The sequence below is a fragment of the Promicromonospora sp. AC04 genome, from assembly GCF_003058225.1.
Taxonomy (GTDB): domain Bacteria; phylum Actinomycetota; class Actinomycetes; order Actinomycetales; family Cellulomonadaceae; genus Promicromonospora.
In genome coordinates, this window is sequence record NZ_QBUG01000008.1 from 100740 (window position 1) to 120082 (window position 19343).

Here is a 19343-nt window from a genome sequence, read left to right on the forward strand (position 1 = left end):
ATGAACAGGCACGACGCCATAGTCCTCGGGCTGGGCATCCACGGGTCCGCCGCGGTCTACGAGCTCGCGCGGCGCGGCTTCGACGTCGTCGGCATCGACCGCTTCGCACCGGGCCACGCACGCGGGTCCTCGCACGGTGCCACGCGCATGTTCCGCCGCGCCTACCCCAACCCCCTGTGGAACGACCTGGTCGAGCGCGCCCACCGCGGCTGGGAGCGCTGGGGCGCCGACGACGGCGCGCCCTTCCTCCACCCCACCGGCGGCCTCTACGCCCACCGGGGCATGCCGACCATGCAGGGCGGCCGCAGCCGGCCCGTCGAACGGGCCGAGGTGGGCGCCGTCGCCCCCTCCCTGCGGCTCCCGCAGGGGTACGGTGCCGTCCACGACCCGGACGCCGGTGTCCTCGAAGCCGCCCGTGCGCTCGCCCACGCCCAGGCCGGTGCGCTCGGGGCAGGTGCGACGCTGCGCTTCGAGGAGTCGGTGCTGGGCTGGACAGTGGAGCACGGGACGGCGGAGCACGGGACGGCGGAGCACGGGACGGCGGAGCACGGGACGGTGACGGTACGGACCGACCGGGGCGAGCTGCGCGGCCGCCGTCTGGTGATCGCCGGCGGTGCGTGGGTACCGCGCCTGCTGCCTGCGACGGCGGGCTTCTTCGAGGTCTGGCGGATCGTGACCTTCACCGCGCCGACCGGGCAGCCCGTCGCCCAGCCGCCGGCGCTCGGCTGCTTCTCGGTCGACCTGCCGGAGGGGCTCGTCTTCGGGCTGCCCGAGGCGGCCGGCTCCGGCGCGAAGATCGGTCTCGATGCGGGGCCGGTCTGGGACCCGGAGGTCCCCGTTGCTCCGCCGACCGACGCCGAGGCCGAGCACCTCGCCGGCCTGCTGCGCCGGTTCGCGCCGGGTATCACGACAGACGGCGGCGAGGCCGCCGCCTGCCTCTACACGATGACGCCCGACAGACGCTTCGTCCTCGGAGCGCTGCCCGGCCGTCCGGAGGTGATCGTCGCCGCCGCGTGCTCCGGACACGGCTTCAAGTTCGGCCCGGCGATCGGCGAGGCGGTCGCCGACCTCGTCGCCGGCGTCGACCGGCCCGACCTCGCGTTCCTGGACCCCGCACGGATGGTGACCGCAGCATGACAACCCCTGACCGCATCGCCGTCGCCGCCCCGCACCCGGCGGCCGTGGACGCCGCCGCGGAGGCCGTGGCGGCCGGCGGCGGCACGATCGACGCGGCGCTCGCCGCGGCGACCGCGCTCACCGTCGTCTACCCGCACCAGTGCGGGATCGGTGGTGACCTCGTCGCGCTCGTGCGGCGCCCCGGCCACGGCGTCGTCGCGGTGCTCTCAGCGGGCGCCGCCCCTGCCGGGATCGACGCCGCGGCCCTCGCCCGCGACGAGCGAATGCCACGGCAGGGCGCCCAGACCGTCACGGTGCCCGGCGCGGTCGCCGGCTGGGAGACCATCGCGGGGCTCGGCGCGCGGCTCGGTCTCGCGGCACCGCTGCGCCGCGCCGCGGGGCTCGCGGCCCAGGGCTTCCCGATCTCGCCAGGACTGGCCCGGGCGATCGCGACCCGCCGCGGCGAGCTCCTCGCCGACGAGGGCCTGCGCGAGGTGTTCGGCGACGGCGACGGCGGCCTGCTCGGCGAGGGCGACACGCTCGTCCAGCCCGCGCTCGCCGCCACCCTCGCCGAGCTCGCGGAAGACCCCCGGTCCATGTACGAGGGCCGCATCCCCGAGTCCCTCGCGGCCCGGCTGCGGTCGCTGGGCGGTGCGCACACCGCTGCGGACTTCGCGGGGCACCGCGCCGAGCTGCTGGAGCCGGCCACTGTCGAGGCGGGCGGAGTGCGCTGGTCGGTGGCCCCGCCGCCCAGCCAGGGTGTCGTGCTGCTCGGCATCCTTCCCGAAGCGCTCGACGGCGACACCGCGGAGCTCGTCGAGGCGGTGCACGAGGCGGCGCTCACCCGCCAGGCGCGGCTCGGCGATCCGCGGGGCGGCGCGATCGACGTCGCGGCGATGCTCGATCCGCGCGGACGCGCCGGCGACGGGGCGCTCCCGCGTGCCGGCCGCGCCCTGGGCGACACCGTCGCCGTGACCGCCGCGGGCAGCGACGGCACCGTTGTCACCCTCATCCAGAGCGTCTACCAGCTGTTCGGGTCCGGCATCCTCGACCCCGCGACCGGCGTCGTGCTGCACAACCGCGGCTCCGCCTTCAGCACCGATCCCGCCCACCCGGGCCGCGTCGGCCCGGGCCTGCGGCCGCCGCACACCCTGCTGCCGGTCATCGCGGAGTCCGACGGGCTCGTGGTCGGCCTCGGCTGCCAGGGCGGCAGCGCTCAGCCGTGGATCCTCGCGCAGGTCGCCCGCGACCTGCTCGACCGCACCACGGACCCGGCGGAGGTGCTCCTGCGCCCGCGCTTCGTCGTCGGCTCGCGCGACCTCGGCCACGAGGTGATGACCCTGGTGGCCGAGCCGGGCGTCGGCGACGCCGTCACCGCCGCCAACGAGCTCGGCCTGCCGGTCGCCCGGGCCGACGGGCCGATCGACGAGGCGGGTCACGTGCAGACCGTGCGCCTGCACGCCGACGGCCGGCTCGACGCCGCGAGCGACCCCCGCGCGGACGGGCGAGCGCTCGTCCTCGACGCCCACGGACCAGCACCCCGCACACGACCCCGGTACCCGAAGGAAGAACCATGAGCACCAGCGCCCACGTCCTCGACCCGCTCTCGTCCGCGGAGATCGCCTCCTTCGTCGCCGTCGTCCGCGAGAGCGACCGGATCGGCGCGCGCCCACGCTTCTGGGGCGTCGCCCTCGACGAGGAGAAGGCCCGCGGCGTCCAGCCCGGCGGCCCGCGGCCGGTGCGGCTCGTCGTCATGAACCCCGACGCGCACGCCGCGTGGGAGGTGCGCGGCTGGACCTCCGGACCCGAGAGCCCGGCCGTCGTCGAGGTGTGGTCCGACGTCGACCACCGCCGACCCGGCGTCTCGAGCGACGAGGCGCGGCTCATCGCGCAGGCCGCCCGCAACTCGCCCCTGCTGAAGGCGGCGCTCGCCGAGCGCGGCATCACGGACACCTCGCTCGTCTGGGTCGACCCCGAGTCGATCACCGGGTTCGTGCCCGAGGACCTCGCCGACCGCCGGCTCAGCTGGGGCACCGTCTGGTACCGCGAGTTCCCGGAGGACAACGGCTACGCGCGGCCCGTCGCCGGCCTCGTGCCGATCCTCGACCTCGACACCCTCGAGGTGGTTCGCATCGAGGACCACGGGGTCATCCCCATGGCGAGCGAGACGGGCGTCTACACCTCCGGTACCTGGGGAGCGGATCGTACGGTCGCGCCCCTCGACGTCGTGCAGCCCGAGGGGCCAGGCTTCCGGATCGAGGGGCACCGGGTCACCTGGCAGAACTGGAGCTTCCGCATCGGCTTCACCCACCGCGAGGGCCTGGTGCTGCACGAGCTGACCTACCGCGACGGCGACGTCGAGCGTCCCGTCCTGCGCCGTGCCGCGGTCAACGAGATGTACGTGCCCTACCTGGACAGCGACCCGACGGCGTACCGCAAGAACTTCTTCGACTGGGGCGAGTACGGTGCGGGACCGCTGACCGCGAGCCTCGAGCTCGGCTGCGACTGCCTCGGCGAGATCCGCTACTTCGACGTCGACTACCTCGACGGGCACGGCGTGCCGCAGACGATCGCGAACGGGATCTGCCTGCACGAGGAGGACGACTCGATCCTCTGGAAGCACGTCAACACCCGGACCGGCAGCGCGGAGGTGCGCCGCAGCCGCCGTCTGGTCGTCTCCAGCTTCGCGACCGTGGCGAACTACGACTACGGCTTCTACTGGTCGCTCTACCAGGACGGCTCGGTCGAGCTCGAGGTCAAGCTCACGGGCCTCATGTCGGTCTCGGGTATCGCGGACGGCGAGCGGCCGCGCTACGGACGGCTCGTCGCTCCGAACGTCCAGGCGCCCACGCACCAGCACTACTTCGCGGTGCGGCTGGACACCGCCGTCGACGGGCCGCTGAACCGGCTGGTCGAGGTGCATGCCGAACCCGAGCCGGACGAGGCGCTCAACCCCTACGGCAACGCCTGTGTCGCCGTGGAGACGCCGATCTCGTCGGAGTCGCTCGGGGCCCGTCGCGCCGACCCGTCCAGGGCCCTGCACTGGCGGGTCGAAAGCGGGTCCGGCGTGAACCGCTACGGGGAGAGCACCGCGTACCGGCTGGCGATCCAGAACACGGCCCAGCTGTACGCCCGGCCCGGGAGCGTCGTCGAGCGCAAGGCGCCCTTCGTGGGCAGCCACCTGTGGGCGAGCGCGTTCGACCCCGAGCAGCGCTTCATCGCGGGCGAGTACCCGAACCAGGGCGAGCTCGGGGACGACGGCGTGCACGTCTGGCAGCGCGCGGACCGCTCGCTTGAGAACGAGCGGCTCGTGCTCTGGCCCGTGCTCGGCGTGCACCACTTTCCGCGCCCCGAGCAGTGGCCGGTCATGCCGGTCGACAAGATCGGCCTGCGCCTCGAGCCCGACGGCTTCTTCGACCGTAACCCCGCCCTGGACGTGCCGCCGTCGGCCTCCGGTCACTCCTCTGGCCACTCCTCAGGTCACTCCTCCGGCCACTGTGCGTGCGACGGCGGGCGGGCCTGCGACTGCGGGCACGGCGAGGAGGGCGGTCACTGATGGAGCACCTCGCGGACTGGAGTGCCGTGCGCCTCGCCGGGGCGATCGCCTCGGGCGAGGTCTCGGCCGTCGAGGTGATGCGTGCCCACCTGGAGCGCATCGAGGAGCGCAACCCGGTCATCAACGCGGTGGTCTCGCAGCAGCCGGACTCGGTCAGCCTGGCCGCCGCGCGGGACGCCGACCGGCGTCGTGCCACGGGGGAGGAGCTGGGGCCGCTGCACGGCCTGCCGACGGCGGTGAAGGACCTGATGGACGTGGTGGGCTTCCCGACGACGCACGGCTCCGCGGCGTTCGCCGACGCACCGGCGGCGCAGCACGACAGCGTGCTCGCGACCCTGCTGCGCGAGGCCGGGGCGATCATCATCGGCAAGACGAACACGCCCGAGATGGGCCAGGGCGTGCTGAGCTTCAACCCGGTGTTCGGCACCACGGTCAACCCGTGGGACACCACGCGGCACGCGGGCGGGTCGAGCGGCGGCGCGGCGGCGGCCCTGTCCGCGCGGATGCTGCCCATAGCGGACGGCTCGGACAGCGGCGGCAGCCTGCGCTACCCCGCGGCGTTCTGCAACGTCGTGGGCGTGCGGCCGAGCCCGGGCCGGGTAGCGAGCGGCCGCACCGGCAACGCCTGGACGCCGCACGGCGTCACGGGCCCCATGGCCCGCGACTCCGCCGACGCCGCGTACTTCCTCGACGCCCTCGCGGTCGAGAAGAGCGTCTGGCCGCTGTCCTCCCTGCCCAACCGTCCGGCCCGCCCCGTCGAGCTCGACGGGCTGCGCATCGCATGGAGCGCGGACGCCGGCGGCCTGCCCGTCGACCCGGCGATCCGCGCCGTCCACGCGGCCTTCGCCGAGCAGCTCGCCGGGCTCGGCGTGGTCGTCGAGCCCGGCGAGCCCGACTTCGACGGCGCCGACGAGGCATGGGAGACGATCGAGACCTTCGAGTTCTTCCTCGGCGGCCGGCATGCCGTCGACGCAGGCGCGTCCGGCTTCCGGCCGGACTACCTGCGCAACGTGGAACAGGGACGAGCCACGACCGCCACGCAGCTGGCCGACGCCTACGAACGACGCACCCGCGCCTACCGCGACACCGCCGCGCTCCTGGAGCGGCACGACGTGCTCATCCTGCCGGCCACCCCGGTCGCGGCACCGCCCGCCGAGCTCGAGTGGGTCGATCAGGTCGACGGCCGGCGGTTCGACCGGTACTTCACCTGGCAGATGCTCGCCAACCGCCTGACGCTCACCGCGCACCCCGTGGTCGTGACGTCGGCGGGCTTCACCCCGGACGGGCTGCCCGTCGGGGTGCAGGTCGTCGGTCGCCACGGCCGGGAGGCGCAGCTCCTCGCGGTGACCCGCGCCATCGAGGAGGCCACCGGCTGGATCGCCCGAACGCCGTTCCCGTCTCGCCGATGACCTCGGCTGGTCTGCCCACCGGTCGGCGAGTGCAGACCTTGCCGCGGCCCGTTTCGGCGAGTGCAGAGCTTGTTGCGGTTACAGGGTGGATATCCGCGACCAAGTCTGCAGTCGCCGAAAGGGCGTGCGGCAAGGTCTGCAGTCGCCGGGCCAGGCCGCCGGGCCCTGGGTCAGCCCGTGAACACCGTCGAGGAGCGCCGCTCGTACCACTGCGCGAGATGCTCGCCCGAACGCAGCACGTGCTCGCGCATGAGCGCGGCGGAGCGGTCGCGGTCGCCGGCGGCCAGGGCGTCGACGATCTCCTCGTGCTCGCGGAAGTTCTCGTCGCGGTACCGGGTGTAGTCCCGCAGCACGCGGGCGGACACGTTGCGGGGGAAGGCGTCGTTGATCTCGATGAGCATGCGGGTCAGCCGGGCGTTGCCCGACGCGTTGTAGATCAGGCCGTGGAACTGGTCGTTCTCGCTCCCGTCCTGCCCCGTCGCCTTGCCGGCGGCGACCGCGACGGAGTGCTCGTACATGGCGGTGTTGGCGGTGCGCAGCTCGGCGATGGTGGCGTCGTCGAGGCGGTCGACGGCGCGGCGCGCGGCGAGCGACTCGAGCTCGGCGCGCACCTCGTAGGCCTCGCGCACCTCCCAGGGTGCGGGAACCCGCACGACGGCGCCGCGGTTGGGCACCACCTCGATCAGGCCGCCGCTCTGCAGCTGGCGCAGGGCCTCGCGCACCGGCGTGCGGCTGATGCCGAACTGAGCGGCGAGCTCGGCCTGGCGCAGCGGTGCCCCGATCGGGATCTCGCCGGACATGATCCTGGCGCGGATGCGTGCTGCCAGGTCGTCAACGAGGGCGTTGCCGTCGGTCGTGGTCACGTCGCTGTTCCCTTCGGTCGCGGGCAGTGTCTGCCCTGCGTATCCAATGATGTCAAAGATTGGATCCCCGTTGGTCCCCGAGGCCGGTGACGCGCCGTACCGGTCTGCGGTAGATTGGATCCAATACTTACTAGATTGTATGGGATAGGCGGCCGCGGGTCGTCCCGACCCACCGGCCCGCAAGGAGACGACGCATGATCATCGACGCGTACAACACGACCCAGGACCGCCGGGGGCGCAGCGACTACCTCAGCGGCGCGCGCCCGGGCGAGGAGCCGCCGGCCTACACGCCCTTCGACCCGCAGCGCATCCTCGACCGCATGGACGCCGCCGGCGTCGACAGGGCGATGGTCTGCTCCCTGGCCCAGGGCATCGAGAACGACTTCCTCATGGAGCTCGTCGGCAAGCATCCCGACCGGTTCTTCGGCTTCGGCCAGGTCATGCCGCAGTGGGAGAACGCGGCCGACGAGATCCGCCGGTTCCACGCGGGCGGCCTCGTCGGGCTCAAGCTCCACCCCAGCCTGCACGGGTATCACGTCGCCGACCACGGCCTGCTCGACCCGCTCTTCGCGATCTGCGCCGAGCTCGGTATGCCGGTGCTCATCAACGCCCTGGACGACGCGTTCTGCGCGCCGCTCGCGATCGAGGAGATCGCCAAGGGCTTCCCGGAGGTGCCGACGATCATCGCCCACATGGGCGCGGTGTGGAACGTGCCCGAGGCCATCATCGTCGCGGAGCGCAACCCGCACATCTACCTCGAGACCTCGGCCACCCTCATGTCGGACGTGAAGCGCGCCTACGCGCGGCTCGGCGCCGAGAAGATCCTGCTGGGTTCGGAGTGGCCCGGCAGCGACTTCGACCTCGAACGGATGAAGATCGCCAAGGCCATCCCCGACGAGGCGGATCGCGCGCTGGTCGAGGGCGGCAACATGGCACGCATCCTGGGCTGGGCATGACCGGGGCCGAGCGTCCCGTGCTCGACGGCCCGCCCGCCGGGATGGGCGACGCCGACCGCGAGCTGCTGCGCACCGCACGGGCCCTGCTCGACGCGCGCTACGTCGCGGGCGTGCACGAGGTCGCGGCCGCGCTCCGGCTCGCGGATGGGCGCGTGGTCACCGGGCTGCACGTCGAGGCGAGCACCGGCCGCGCCTCCGTGTGCGCCGAGTCTGCGGCGCTCAGCGCGGCGATCGCCGCCGGCTCGCCGGTCGTCTCGATCGTCGGCGTGCTGCGCCGCCCCGGGGGCAGCCACCACATCATCGAGCCGTGCGGCGTCTGCGCCGAGCTGCTCGGCGATCACGCGCCGGACGCCGTCGTGTGGGTCGCCGTCGGCGACGGCTTCGGCGCCGTCCGGGTGCGCGAGCTGCTGCCGTTCCGCCGCCGCCGGGCCGACCGGCCCGTCTGACCGCGGCTTTACGCCGCTGAAACACACCGCGAAATCAACCGCGCAGAGGATGGCGGCACGGACGGCTCGTGCGCGCCAGGGCGCACCACTACCCCTTCACGATCGTCCCGGAAGGAACTACGTCATGCTCGCCGTGACCGGCAGACCCGTGCTCATCGTCGTCGACATCCAGGGCGGCGCGACCGCCTCCCTGCCCACGCCGGGTATCCCGGTCATGGCGGGCAAGCAGGAACGTGCGCCCCTCGTGCGCGGCCTCATCGCGCACTGCCGCGAGAACGGCGTGCCGGTGGTCTTCATCCAGGAGGTGCACAAGCCCGATCTCGTCGACATCGGCCGCGAGCTCGACGGGTCCGAGGGGCCGCACTGCATCGAGGGTGAGGACGGCACGGAGCTCGCGTCGTGGATCGAGCCCCGGCCGGAGGAATTCGTCATCCGCAAGCGGCGCTACTCCGCCTTCTTCGGCACCGAGCTCGAGATCGTGCTCAAGGCGTACCAGGCCGGGACCGTGCTGCTGGTCGGTGGGCTGACCGACGTCTGCATCCACTACACGGCGGCGGACGCGCACCAGCACGACTACTTCGTCCGCGTCGTCACGGACTGCGTCGGCGGCTCCAGCCTGCGCGCCCACGACGCCGCGCTGGAGGCCATCGCCTACCTGCAGCGGGACGCCCTGGTCACCTCCGGGGACGTGCACGCGTGGCTGGACGAGCAGGAGACGGCTCGTGCCTGAACGCGGCGTCGGGCCGCGGATCCTCGTCGCCCCGGTCCGCACGATGGACCCGGAGCAGCCGGACGCCGAGGCGGTGCTCGTCGTCGGTGACCGGATCGGGGCCGTCGGCCAGGCGGACGAGGTGCGCGCCGCCGCGCCGTCGGGCGCCGTCGAGGAGGTGCTCGACGGCTACCTGGTCCCGGGGCTGATCGACGCCCACGCCCATGCCCAGCGCGCCGGCCTCAAGGCGCTGCAGCTCCTGGACGACGACGCGGACGCCGAAGCCTTCTCCGCCGCGATGCTCGCCGACGCCGACGCCGACCCGGACGCGCCCGACTGGCTCGGCCAGGAGCCCCCGACGGTGAAGCAGCGTCTCGCCGCGCTGCGCAGGGTGCAGCCGCTGCTGCACGCCATGGGTTTCACCGGGGTGATCGACCCCGCCGTCACGGTCCCCGAGCTCGAGGGCTACCGCGAGGCCCGCCGCCTGGGCGCCCTCACCCTGCGGATCGTGGCCATGCCCTACCCGGAGCTCGGCACGCCCGAGGTCCCCGACGTCGACGCGGTGCCCGCGCTGCTCGCCGGGATCGGCGGCACCACCGGGACGGGTGACGACCAGCTGCGGCTGGGGCCGATCAAGGTCTACTACGACGGCGAGGGCCTGAAAGGGCAGGCGCTGCTCGAGCGCCCGTGGCGGGACGACTACCACGGCGTCCGGCGGATCTCGCCCGAGGAGTTCGCGAGGCTGGCCGCGGCCTGCGTCGCCGCGGGCTGGGGGCTCGGCGTGCACGCGGTCGGCGGCGGTGCGGTGGCGGAGGTGCTCGACGGCTTCGAGGCGGCCGCCCCGCCCGGCGGGCTCGAACCCTTGCGCTGCCAGCTCATCCACGCCTACCTCGAACCGAGCCCCGAGAGCATCGCCCGTGCGGCCCGGCTCGGCGTCATCGCCTCGCTGCAGCCCTCGATCGCCTGGAACAACGCGGCCGGCCTCACCGCGAGGCTGGGGGAGCGCGCGGCCGAGGTCAACCCCGTGCGCGCCTGGCTCGACGCCGGTGCGCATCTCGCGTTCGGCTCCGACGCCCCGTACTTCCCCTTCGACCCGCGCAGGCTCGCGCCCATGGCCGCCATCCGCCGGATGCGCGGGCTCGACGCGCCGGTCGGCCCGGGGCAGGCGATCACGCTGCTGGAGGCCCTGGAGGGCTACACCCGCGGCGCGGCCTTCGCGAGCCTGGCGGAGGACCGGCGCGGCATGCTCCGCGAGGGCTACCTGGCCGACTGGGTGCTGCTCGACGTCGACCCGGCGCGCTGCGCGCCCGAGGCCTTCGCTGCCGCGCGCGTGCTGCGCACCGAGGTAGGAGGTCGCACGGTGTTCGGCGCCTGAGGCCGTTCCGCACGCGGGCGAGTGTTCGGCACTTGTAATCCGGCGGTAACACTATTGGATGCGTACTTGGCTATATTGGATCCAAGTTGGACTCGAGGTGATCCTGCCTCCGGCATCCGGAGCTCACCTCGATGCACCACCCACATTCCCTGGAGGACAGCACCCATGGCTAGGAAGAGCACTGTTGCCGGCGTGATGCTGGCGGTGGTGAGCCTCGCGCTCACCGCATGCGCCGGAGGCGCGTCCGGCACCGAAGCCGCGCCGACCGACACGATCAACGCGGAGCTCTGGTACGCGCCCGCGACCTTCGACCCCGCGCGGGCGTCCGCGACCGCGGACGTGAACGTCGCCCGGCTCGGCTTCGACACCCTGCTGCGTCAGGGCGAGACCGAGGGGTACATGGGTGGGCTCGCATCGGAGTGGGAAGCGGTCTCGGCCTCGGAGTACGTCTTCACCCTCCGCGACGACGCGACCTGTGCCGACGGTACGGCCATCAGCCCGTCGGTGGTCGCGAACTCGTTCGAGTACCTCGTGGGCCTCGACGACCCGGGTGCCCAGACCTGGAAGAACCAGGCGTTCGGCCCGGGCGAGCCGACCTTCACGCCCGACGACGAGGCCGGCACGCTCGACATCACGCTCAGCGAGCCCTACTCGCAGCTGCTCGGCGGCGTCACCCGACCGGGCACGGGAATCATCTGCCCCGCCGGTCTCGAGGACCCCGAGGGGCTCGCCGCCGGTACCGTCGACGGCGCCTGGTCGGGCCCCTACACCCTCACCGACTTCTCGGCCGGTGTGAGTGCCACCTACGCGCTGCGCGAGGGCTACGACCAGTGGCCCGCCTGGGAGAGCGTCGAGGGCGAGCCCGCCGCGACCATCAACCTGACGGTGCAGTCCGACTCCAACACGAGCGCCAACCTCCTGGAGTCCGGCGGCGTCGACGTCGCGCGCTTCTACGACTCCAACGCGCTGCGCTTCGAGGACGACGACGCCTACAACACGGTCACGTTCGCCAGCTCCGCGTACAACCTCGTGTTCAACCAGGCCCCGGGATCCGGTTCGGTCTTCGAGGGCGACCAGGAGCTGCGCACCGCCGTCGCCCAGGCCATCGACCCGCAGGGCTTCAACGACGCGGGCCTGGACGGCCTCGGCGTCGCGCAGTACACCGTGAACTCGGCGAGCTACGCCTGCGCCCTCGAGGAGCCGGCACTGCTCCAGGAGTACGACCCCGCTGCCGCCGCCGACGTGCTCGACGGCCAGACCATCCGCCTGCTCATCATGAGCAACTGGGACCCGGCCGCGGACTTCCTCGCCGAGTCGCTGCGCGCAGCCGGCGCCACCGTCGAGGTCTCGGCGCCGGACCCCGCCGACTGGACCGCCCAGATGCGCACCGAGCCCAAGACGTGGGACGTCGCGGTCGCCGCGGAGAACGCCGAGACCGGGCTCATCCACACCTCGATCTCCCGGTACCTCGGCGCGACCTACCCCGAGGGCGGCACGAACGTCGCGTCGACCGACAACCCCGAGGGCGTGGAGCTGTTCGAGGCCGGCATGAGCGCCGACGACCCCGACGAACAGTGCGAGAACTTCCTCGCCGCCCAGCGGTCGATCCTCGAGCGGGTGGACATGGTTCCGCTGGTCACCGACAGCCACCGCTACGTCGCCCGCGAAGGCTTCGCGACCTACGTGTTCTCGGGCTACTGGGACATCTCCGCGATGCGCATCCTCAGCTGAGGTCGCCAGGAGTCGCAAGGACCGGAACGCCGAGAGGAAACCCATGAGCACGCTGACCGCCGAGCCGTCCACGGCACCCGACCCGGGCGCCCCCGGCCCGAACGGCGCCCCGGGCGCCGCATCCCTGGCCGGGGCCTGGCGCAGGTTCCTCCTGCGCCGGGCGGGCGGGCTCGCGGTCAACCTCGTGCTGCTCCTGCTCGTCACGTTCCTGATCGTGCAGCTCATCCCCGGCGACCCGGCCGTCGCGATCGCCGGCGAGAGCGCCACCCTCGCGCAGGTGGAGCTCGTGCGTACGCAGCTCGGGCTGGACCAGCCGCTGCTGGTCCAGCTCGGGACCTACTTCGCCGGCGTCGTGCAGGGCGACTTCGGGGACTCCTACCGGTACCGCGTCCCCGCCCTGGACGTCGTGGCCGCGGCGGTGCCGTTCACCCTGAGCATCACGCTCATCGCGGTGCTGCTCCTCCTCGCGCTCGGGGTCGCGCTCGGCATGGGGGTCGGCGTCGCCACGCGCGGAGACCGCCACCGGTGGCTGGACCTGTCGTTCAACCTGGTGACCGGCCTCGTCTCGTCGGTGCCGACGTACGTCATGGCCACGGCCCTGGTGGCCGTCTTCGCGATCACGCTGCGCTGGCTGCCGCCCGCGTACTCGCCCGCCTACGGTTTCGGCCAGGCGGCGATCCTCCCGATCGCGGCACTGACCATCAGCGGTACCTGCTCGGTCGCCAGGATCGTGCGCCGGGAGACGGCGGTCATCCTCGAGCAGGACTACATGCGCACAGCGCGCGGATGGCGCCTGCCCGCACTCTCGCTCTATGCCAAGCACATGCTGCCGAACCTGCTGACCACGGCGCTGACACTCTCGGGCATCATCCTCACCGCGCTGCTGGGCTCGGCGCTCGTCACCGAGGCGGTCTTCGCCTGGCCCGGCCTCGGCGGCGTCATCGTGCAGGCGATCGCTATCGACAAGGACTACCCGGTCATCCGGGCCGCAGTCTTCGTCATCGGGCTGATCTCGCTCGTCATCACCCTGGTCATCGACGTCATCCTGGGTCTCATCGACCCGCGCACCCTCGGAGAGAAGCGTGGCTGACTCCATCCCCTCCGTCATCCCCTCCGTCACTTCCTCCGTCGGGACACCGTCCGTCGGGTCCGCACCGACCGGGCGGCCCCGCGCCTTCGCCTGGAACGCCGGGCTGGTCGTCGGCCTCGCCATGCTCGGTGTCGTGGCGATCGTCGCGGTCCTCGCGCCGATCGCACTCGGCACACAGGCGTCCGGGATCGGCGGCACCCCGAACCTCGGACCCGCACCGGGCCACCCGCTCGGCACCGACTCCCTCGGACGCGACATGCTCGCCCGAACGCTGGTCGCCACCCGGTCCACGGTCCTCATGGCGCTCGCGGCGACGGCCCTCTCGGCCGTCGCGGGCATCACCTTCGGCGTCGCCGTCTGGCTCGCACCCCACCGCCTGCGCGAGCTCGGGCTGCGGGCCATCGAGCTCGCCGTCAGCTACCCGACGATGCTCGTCGCGATCATCGTCGCGGCGATCCTCGGCCAGGGCATCGTGCAGGTGGTCGTGGCGATCGCGATCGCCAACATCGCCGGCTTCGCCCGGCTGACCGCCAACCTCGCCGCGCGGATCGCGTCGAACGAGTACGTGACCACTGCCCGTCTCATGGGTGTGCCGGCCCATCTCGTCGCGACCCGCCACGTGCTGCCGAACATGGCAGAGCCCACGCTCATCCTCGTGGCCGGGGCCTTCTCGGGTGCGCTCGTCGAGATCTCCGGCCTGTCGTTCATCGGCCTCGGCGCCCAGACGCCGGCCTTCGACTGGGGCACGCTGCTCAACGACGGCCTGAGCAAGATCGTCATGAACCCGGTGGTGGTGGTCGGCCCGGCCGTCGCGCTCACCTTCACCTCGCTCGCGGCGCTGCTCGTGGGAGACGGGCTCGCCGCTGCGGCCAACCCGCGCTCCAACACTACGCGCTCCCGCCTGGTCCGCGGCATGGGCACCCCGTCCCCGGGCACCGGTGAGGAGGACGCCGTGCTCGTCGCCGACGGCATCCGCGTCGAGCACGGCGGCTCCGGCCGCGAGCTCGTCAAGGACGTCTCGTTCACGATCCGCCGCGGAGAGGTGCTCGGCATCGTGGGCGAGTCCGGCTCGGGCAAGTCGCTCACCGCCTCGGTGGTCGCCCAGCTCGTCGGCGAGGGGCTCACCGCCTCCGCGCGCCGGCTCGAGCTCGGCGGCACCGACCTGCTCGGCCGGGTGCCCGCGACCACGCTCGCCCAGCGTGTCGGCCTGATCTACCAGGACCCGGGCACGGCGCTGAACCCCGCCCTCAGCCTGGGCAGCCAGCTCTCCGACGTGCTGCGCGTCCGGCTGCGGCACAGCCGGCGGGCCGCTACCGACCTGCTGCTCCAGAAGTTCCGCTCGGTGCTGCTCCCGGACCCCGAGGGCCGGCTGCGCCAGTACCCGCACCAGCTCTCGGGCGGCATGAAGCAGCGCGCCATGATCGCCTCGGCGATGAGCACCGGCCCCGACCTCATCATCGCCGACGAGCCCACCACCGCCCTCGACGTCACCGTGCAGCGCGAGGTGCTCACGGTGCTCAAGCGGATGAACCGCGAGTCCGGGACGGCGGTGCTCTTCATCTCGCACGACCTCGGGGTGGTGCGTGCCCTGTGCGACCGCGTGCTCGTGATGAAGGACGGCGAGATCGTCGAGCAGCTCGACGACGTCGCGGCGCTCTCCGGGGCGACCGTGGCGCACCCGTACACGAAGCAGCTCCTCGCTGCGACCCCGGCCGTCACGGTGACCGGCGCGAACGACACGACGGAGGCGCGGGTATGAGCGCGAACATGGTCGAGGTGCGCGGGCTCGACGTCACCTTCGGCGACACGCGGGTGCTGCACGGCGTCGACCTCGCGCTGGCCAAGGGCCGCACGGTTGGCGTCGTCGGCGAGTCCGGCTCGGGCAAGTCGACCCTCGCCAAGGTCCTCGTCGGAGCCGTGCCCGCCGCGACCGGCCAGGTCGAGGTGGACGGGGTCGACGTCGTCGGGGCCGGCCGCGCGGCCCTGCGCGCCTACCGCCGCCGGATCCAGATGATCCCGCAGGACCCGTACTCGTCGCTCTCCCCGCGGCGCACCGTCGGCCAGGCGCTCGCCGAGGCCGTCGACCCGGTGCGCGCCCGCGTGGCGGACCACGAGGAGCTCATCGTCTCCTGGCTGGAGCGGGTCGGCCTCACCGCGGACATGCTGCACCGCTACCCGCACGAGTTCTCCGGCGGCCAGCGTCAGCGCATCGCCATCGCCCGGGGCCTCATCATCGACCCGCACCTCGTGATCGCCGACGAGATCACCTCCGCGCTCGACGTCTCGGTCCAGGCCCAGATCCTCGACCTGCTCGCGGAGATCAAGACCGCCATGGGCCTGACCATGATGTTCATCTCGCACAACCTCGCAGTGGTGCAGCGCGTGAGCGACGAGGTGCTCGTGCTGTACCGCGGGCAGGCCGTGGAGTCCGGCCCGGTCGAGCGCATCTACGCCGATCCGCAGCACTGGTACACCCGTCGCCTGCTCGACGCGGACCCGGGATCTCCCGGATTCAGCCTGGCGAGCTGAGCTCCATCCGATGACCGAGAGGAGCGGCACCATGTCCGCCCGCGTACCGCACGTCCCCGTCGCCCAGGGGACCACCCGCTTCGTGGGTGCCACGCTGATCGACGGCACCGGTGCGCCGCCGTCGGCCGACGCCGAGGTGGAGGTCCGCGACGGCGTGCTCACCTACGCGGGCCCGCGCCGGCCGGACGCCGACGGCGCGGTGCGCACCGTCGACCTGTCGGGCAGCTTCCTCATGCCCGGGTTCGTGGACGCGCACGTGCACCTCGCGATGCTGCCGCACCCGCCCGAGACCCAGCGCCAGTGGTTCCCCGAGGAGGGAGCGCTCGAGGTCGCCGCCGCGCTGCGCTCCACGCTCCTCGCCGGGGTCACCACCGCGCGGGACCTGGACGGGCTGACCCCCGGGTACCGCAACGCCATCGCCCACGGCACGACGACCGGGCCCCGCCTGCACCTGGCGATCGCGATGCTCTCGCCGACGGGCGGGCACGCCGATCCGGTGCTCCCCAACGGCACGCTCCCGGCCTGGGCGACCCGGTCCGGCATGCCGGCGGCCGGCATCGTCGACACGGAGGACGACGTCGTCCGGACCGTCCGCGAGCTGGTGCGCACCGGCGCGGACGCCATCAAGGTGTGCACCTCCGGCGGCGTCGGATCGCCGAACGACCTGCCCGGCGACGCCGGGCTGCCCGTGGAGCACGTGCGGCTCATCGCCGAGCTGGTCGCCGCGCGCGGCGGCCGTCCGATCACGGCGCACGCGCTCACCGACGCGGCCGTGCGGGCCGCCGTGCTGGGCGGCGCGGCGAGCATCGAGCACGGCTACGACCTGAGCGACGCCACGATCTCGCTCATGCTCGAGCACGGCACCGTGCTCGTGCCGACGCTCAGCACCCTCATGCGCGAGCTCGACCCGTCGACGACCTCGCCCGAGCGGCTGCGGGACCGTGCGGAGCTGCAGCGGCGGGGGCTCGACGCGGTACGCCGGGCGGTCGCCGCGGGAGTGCCGGTCGCCCTCGGTACCGACGCGGGCGTCCACCCGCACGGCCGCAACCTCCGGGAGCTGGCCTGGCTCGTCGAGGCGGGCCTCGACCCGCTCGCGGCGATCCGGGCAGGCACCCTGCAGGGCGCCCGGCTGCTCGGGCTCGACGAGCACCTGGGCTCGGTGGAACCGGGCAAGCTCGCCGACCTCGTGGTGACCACCGTGAACCCGCTCACGGCGATCGACCGGATGGCGGACGACGGAGCGGTGACCATGGTCGTGCAGGCCGGCCGGGTGCTCGGCTAGCTCGACCGGCTGCCGAGGAACCCGCGCCGGCCGCCGTAGCCGGTGATGTTCTGCACGCCCTGGGTCGCGAGGGGCTCGACGAGGAAGCCCGTCCCGAGGATCCGGTCGGCGAGGGAGACCGTGATCATGGGAGGCCCCGGACGAGTGCGGCGAGCCCGTGGTCGGTGAACGCCGGCGCGACCAGCTGCGCGCCGAACGGGAGCCCGTCGACGGTCCCGGCGGGGTAGGCGAGGGCGGCGAGGTCGAGCAGGTTGGCGAAGTTGGTGAAGCGACCGAGCCGGCTGTTGACCGCGATCGGCTCGGCGGCCACCGCCGCGAGCGTGGGGTGCTCGGTAGTGGTCGGCAGCAGGACCGCATCGACCCGGGAGAAGAGCTCGCGGGCGACGACGGCCGCCTGGTCGAGGCGCTCCTGGTCCTGGAAGAGCCGCCATGCGGGGATCTCCTTGGCCCGGGCGATGATGCCCCCGACGACGGGGTCGACGTCGTCGGGGTGGGCGTCGACGAAGGCGCCGACGGCGGCATAACGCTCCGCGACGAAGGCGCCGTCGTAGAGCATCGTGGCGACCTCGAGGAGCACGGTGATGTCGACCGGGACGGGCTCGGCCCCGGACGCCGCCCAGCGGGTGGTCTCGGCGTCGAAGGCCTCGGCCCAGCCGGGTGCGAGATCCCCGAGCCGGCCGGGCAACGGGACGCCGATGCGTGCCCGGGCCGGGAGGGTGACGGCCTCACCGGCGCGGCTGAGCGGGTCTCGCCGGTCGGGCCCCGCCATGACCGCGAGGGCCGCCTCGGCGACGTCCAGGTCGGCCGACATCACGGTGACGACGTCGAGGCTGCGGCACGCGGGCACGACCCCGGCCGCGCTGACCGTCCCCCTGGTGGGCTTGATGCCGTAGAGCCCGTGGAAGGCCGCGGGCACCCGCCCCGACCCCGCGGTGTCGGTGCCGAGGGCGAGGTCCGCCACACCGAGGGCGACGGCTACCGCCGAGCCCGAGGAGGAGCCGCCGGAGATGCAGGTCGCGTCGGTGGCATGGCGCACGGGGCCGTAGGGGGAGCGGGTGCCGACCAGCCCGGTGGCGAACTGGTCGAGGTTGGTGGCGCCGAGCACGACGGCGCCGGCCGCACGCAGCCGCGCGACGGCCGTGGCGTCCTGGGCCGGCTGGTACGCGTACGCCGGGCACGCCGCCGTGGTGGCGATACCGGCCACGTCGATGTTGCCCTTCACCGCGACGAGCAGACCCGCCAGCGGCAGCTCCTGCCCGGCCGCAGCGCGTCCGAGCGTCGCGGCAAGCTCCGCTGCCACGGCTCCTTGCGGGCGCAGCTCGATCCAGGCCTCGGGCCGAGCCCGTGCACGCTCGTACCGCTCCGCGACATGCGTCGCCGGATCCGTCATTGTGATCATGCGTCCGCTCCGCCGCCGTCGAGGACGATCGTCTCCGGCCCCTTTCCGCTGGTCGAACCCGGCAGTGGCAGCAGCACGGTCGGCGCCGGGGCGGCCTCGCGACCCTCGAACGGCACGGGCTGGCAGACCATCAGGTAGTCGCCCGGTTCTACCTGCGCGAGGTCGGCGTTCTCGAGGATGACAACACCGGCGCCGCACAGGATGACGTGCGTGGGCCAGGCCTCGGTGTGGGCGGGCGCCTCCATCGTCATGTAGTCCAGGCCGGCGAAGACGACGTCGTGGTCGACGAGCCATTGCGCGCCGCTCGGTGCGAGGCCGACCCAGGTCTCGGACCGCGTGTTCCTGGTGAGTGCCTCGGTCGAGTTACGGGTCTTGAACAGCACGCGCGCCGCCCCCTCGGCGCCTGCCGCTTCCAGGTCTTCAGCGGTGATCTCCTCGGCCACTCCGCGGAGGTCGAGCACGCGGGTCGGGCCCACCAGATGCTCCAGCGGAATCTGCTCGACCGTCGCGCCGCCCGGTACGAAGTGGGCCGGAGCATCAACATGCGTTCCCGTGTGCGCCCCGATGAGCCAGCGCGAGACATCCGAGGGAGAGCCATCTGCGATGCGCTCGACCATCTCGAAGGTGGGGCGCCGCCCCCAGTGCAGCATCTCGGTGTGTATGGGGATGTTGATGTCGATGACGCCGGTCATTGGCTCTCCTCCGCACGGCGCAGTGGATTCTGTTTCGTGCAGATTGTATCCAATCATGCGGCTGGTGCAAGCTCCCTCCACAGCGACCTGACGCTCCCACATGCTCCCGTCGAGCCGCCCAGCTTGGTGGCGCATCGGCCGCCTGGGTGAAGAAAAGCGCAGGTCAGAGGCGTGTTCCGGCCGGGCGCAG

The 19343-nt window shown here is 73.1% G+C and carries 17 protein-coding genes; 13 read left to right on the forward strand and 4 right to left on the reverse strand.

Annotated features, from left to right (window positions below; genetic code table 11):
* The 4 genes from C8K30_RS20500 to C8K30_RS20515 are packed head-to-tail and all read left to right on the forward strand — an operon-like array spanning window position 1 to window position 6081.
* The gene (locus C8K30_RS20500; RefSeq protein ID WP_158281074.1) at window positions 1–1137 is read left to right on the forward strand and encodes an FAD-dependent oxidoreductase; all 1137 of its coding nucleotides are present in this window, start codon (window positions 1–3) and stop codon (window positions 1135–1137) included.
* A complete protein-coding gene (locus C8K30_RS20505; RefSeq protein WP_108494771.1) occupies window positions 1134–2693 on the forward strand; it encodes a gamma-glutamyltransferase in 1560 nt (519 codons plus the stop codon). Before C8K30_RS20500 ends, C8K30_RS20505 begins: the two co-directional genes overlap by 4 nt.
* Complete coding sequence (locus C8K30_RS20510; protein WP_108494772.1) at window positions 2690–4672, forward strand: primary-amine oxidase; 1983 nt, start codon at window positions 2690–2692, stop codon at window positions 4670–4672. The genes C8K30_RS20505 and C8K30_RS20510 overlap by 4 nt, the downstream gene beginning before the upstream one ends.
* Window positions 4672–6081 carry an amidase gene (locus C8K30_RS20515; RefSeq protein ID WP_108494773.1) on the forward strand — a complete coding sequence of 470 codons (1410 nt, stop codon included), beginning with the start codon at window positions 4672–4674 and terminating at the stop codon, window positions 6079–6081. Before C8K30_RS20510 ends, C8K30_RS20515 begins: the two co-directional genes overlap by 1 nt.
* A gap of 170 nt (window positions 6082–6251) precedes the next feature.
* On the opposite strand, the gene C8K30_RS20520 is transcribed toward C8K30_RS20515, so the two are convergent.
* On the reverse strand, window positions 6252–6944 hold the full coding sequence (locus C8K30_RS20520; RefSeq protein WP_199230603.1) for a GntR family transcriptional regulator: 693 nt from the start codon (window positions 6942–6944) through the stop codon (window positions 6252–6254).
* Window positions 6945–7138: 194 nt separating this feature from the next.
* On the opposite strand from C8K30_RS20520, the gene C8K30_RS20525 reads away from it, so the two are divergent.
* From C8K30_RS20525 to C8K30_RS20565, 9 genes are all read left to right on the forward strand, one after another.
* Window positions 7139–7900: an amidohydrolase family protein gene (locus tag C8K30_RS20525; RefSeq protein ID WP_108494774.1), complete on the forward strand. Its 762-nt coding sequence runs from the start codon at window positions 7139–7141 to the stop codon at window positions 7898–7900.
* Window positions 7897–8346: a hypothetical protein gene (locus tag C8K30_RS20530; protein WP_199230604.1), complete on the forward strand. Its 450-nt coding sequence runs from the start codon at window positions 7897–7899 to the stop codon at window positions 8344–8346. Before C8K30_RS20525 ends, C8K30_RS20530 begins: the two co-directional genes overlap by 4 nt.
* Window positions 8347–8470: 124 nt before the next feature.
* The gene (locus C8K30_RS20535) at window positions 8471–9076 is read left to right on the forward strand and encodes a cysteine hydrolase family protein (RefSeq protein ID WP_108494775.1); all 606 of its coding nucleotides are present in this window, start codon (window positions 8471–8473) and stop codon (window positions 9074–9076) included.
* On the forward strand, window positions 9069–10430 hold the full coding sequence (locus C8K30_RS20540) for an amidohydrolase (protein WP_108494776.1): 1362 nt from the start codon (window positions 9069–9071) through the stop codon (window positions 10428–10430). The genes C8K30_RS20535 and C8K30_RS20540 overlap by 8 nt, the downstream gene beginning before the upstream one ends.
* Window positions 10431–10595: 165 nt before the next feature.
* Window positions 10596–12161 (forward strand): ABC transporter substrate-binding protein, encoded by a 1566-nt coding sequence (locus tag C8K30_RS20545; protein ID WP_108494777.1) that lies wholly within the window; start codon window positions 10596–10598, stop codon window positions 12159–12161.
* A 43-nt stretch (window positions 12162–12204) separates the two neighbouring features.
* Window positions 12205–13251 (forward strand): ABC transporter permease, encoded by a 1047-nt coding sequence (locus C8K30_RS20550; protein WP_108494778.1) that lies wholly within the window; start codon window positions 12205–12207, stop codon window positions 13249–13251.
* Complete coding sequence (locus tag C8K30_RS20555) at window positions 13244–15010, forward strand: dipeptide/oligopeptide/nickel ABC transporter permease/ATP-binding protein (RefSeq protein ID WP_233257315.1); 1767 nt, start codon at window positions 13244–13246, stop codon at window positions 15008–15010. The genes C8K30_RS20550 and C8K30_RS20555 overlap by 8 nt, the downstream gene beginning before the upstream one ends.
* Window positions 15007–15780 carry an ABC transporter ATP-binding protein gene (locus tag C8K30_RS20560; protein ID WP_108494779.1) on the forward strand — a complete coding sequence of 258 codons (774 nt, stop codon included), beginning with the start codon at window positions 15007–15009 and terminating at the stop codon, window positions 15778–15780. Before C8K30_RS20555 ends, C8K30_RS20560 begins: the two co-directional genes overlap by 4 nt.
* 31 nt (window positions 15781–15811) lie before the next feature.
* Window positions 15812–17062, forward strand: coding sequence for an amidohydrolase family protein (locus tag C8K30_RS20565; RefSeq protein ID WP_108494780.1), 1251 nt, complete (start codon window positions 15812–15814; stop codon window positions 17060–17062).
* Here C8K30_RS20565 and C8K30_RS31625 read toward each other — a convergent pair.
* From C8K30_RS31625 to C8K30_RS20575, 3 genes are read right to left on the reverse strand one after another with little or no spacing between them, the layout of a single operon-like run.
* Window positions 17059–17190: a hypothetical protein gene (locus C8K30_RS31625; RefSeq protein WP_255415762.1), complete on the reverse strand. Its 132-nt coding sequence runs from the start codon at window positions 17188–17190 to the stop codon at window positions 17059–17061. The genes C8K30_RS20565 and C8K30_RS31625 overlap by 4 nt on opposite strands.
* Window positions 17187–18461 carry an allophanate hydrolase gene (locus tag C8K30_RS20570; RefSeq protein WP_199230605.1) on the reverse strand — a complete coding sequence of 425 codons (1275 nt, stop codon included), beginning with the start codon at window positions 18459–18461 and terminating at the stop codon, window positions 17187–17189. Before C8K30_RS20570 ends, C8K30_RS31625 begins: the two co-directional genes overlap by 4 nt.
* Window positions 18458–19153: a cyclase family protein gene (locus C8K30_RS20575; protein ID WP_108494781.1), complete on the reverse strand. Its 696-nt coding sequence runs from the start codon at window positions 19151–19153 to the stop codon at window positions 18458–18460. The genes C8K30_RS20570 and C8K30_RS20575 overlap by 4 nt, the downstream gene beginning before the upstream one ends.
* Window positions 19154–19343: the final 190 nt, after the last annotated feature.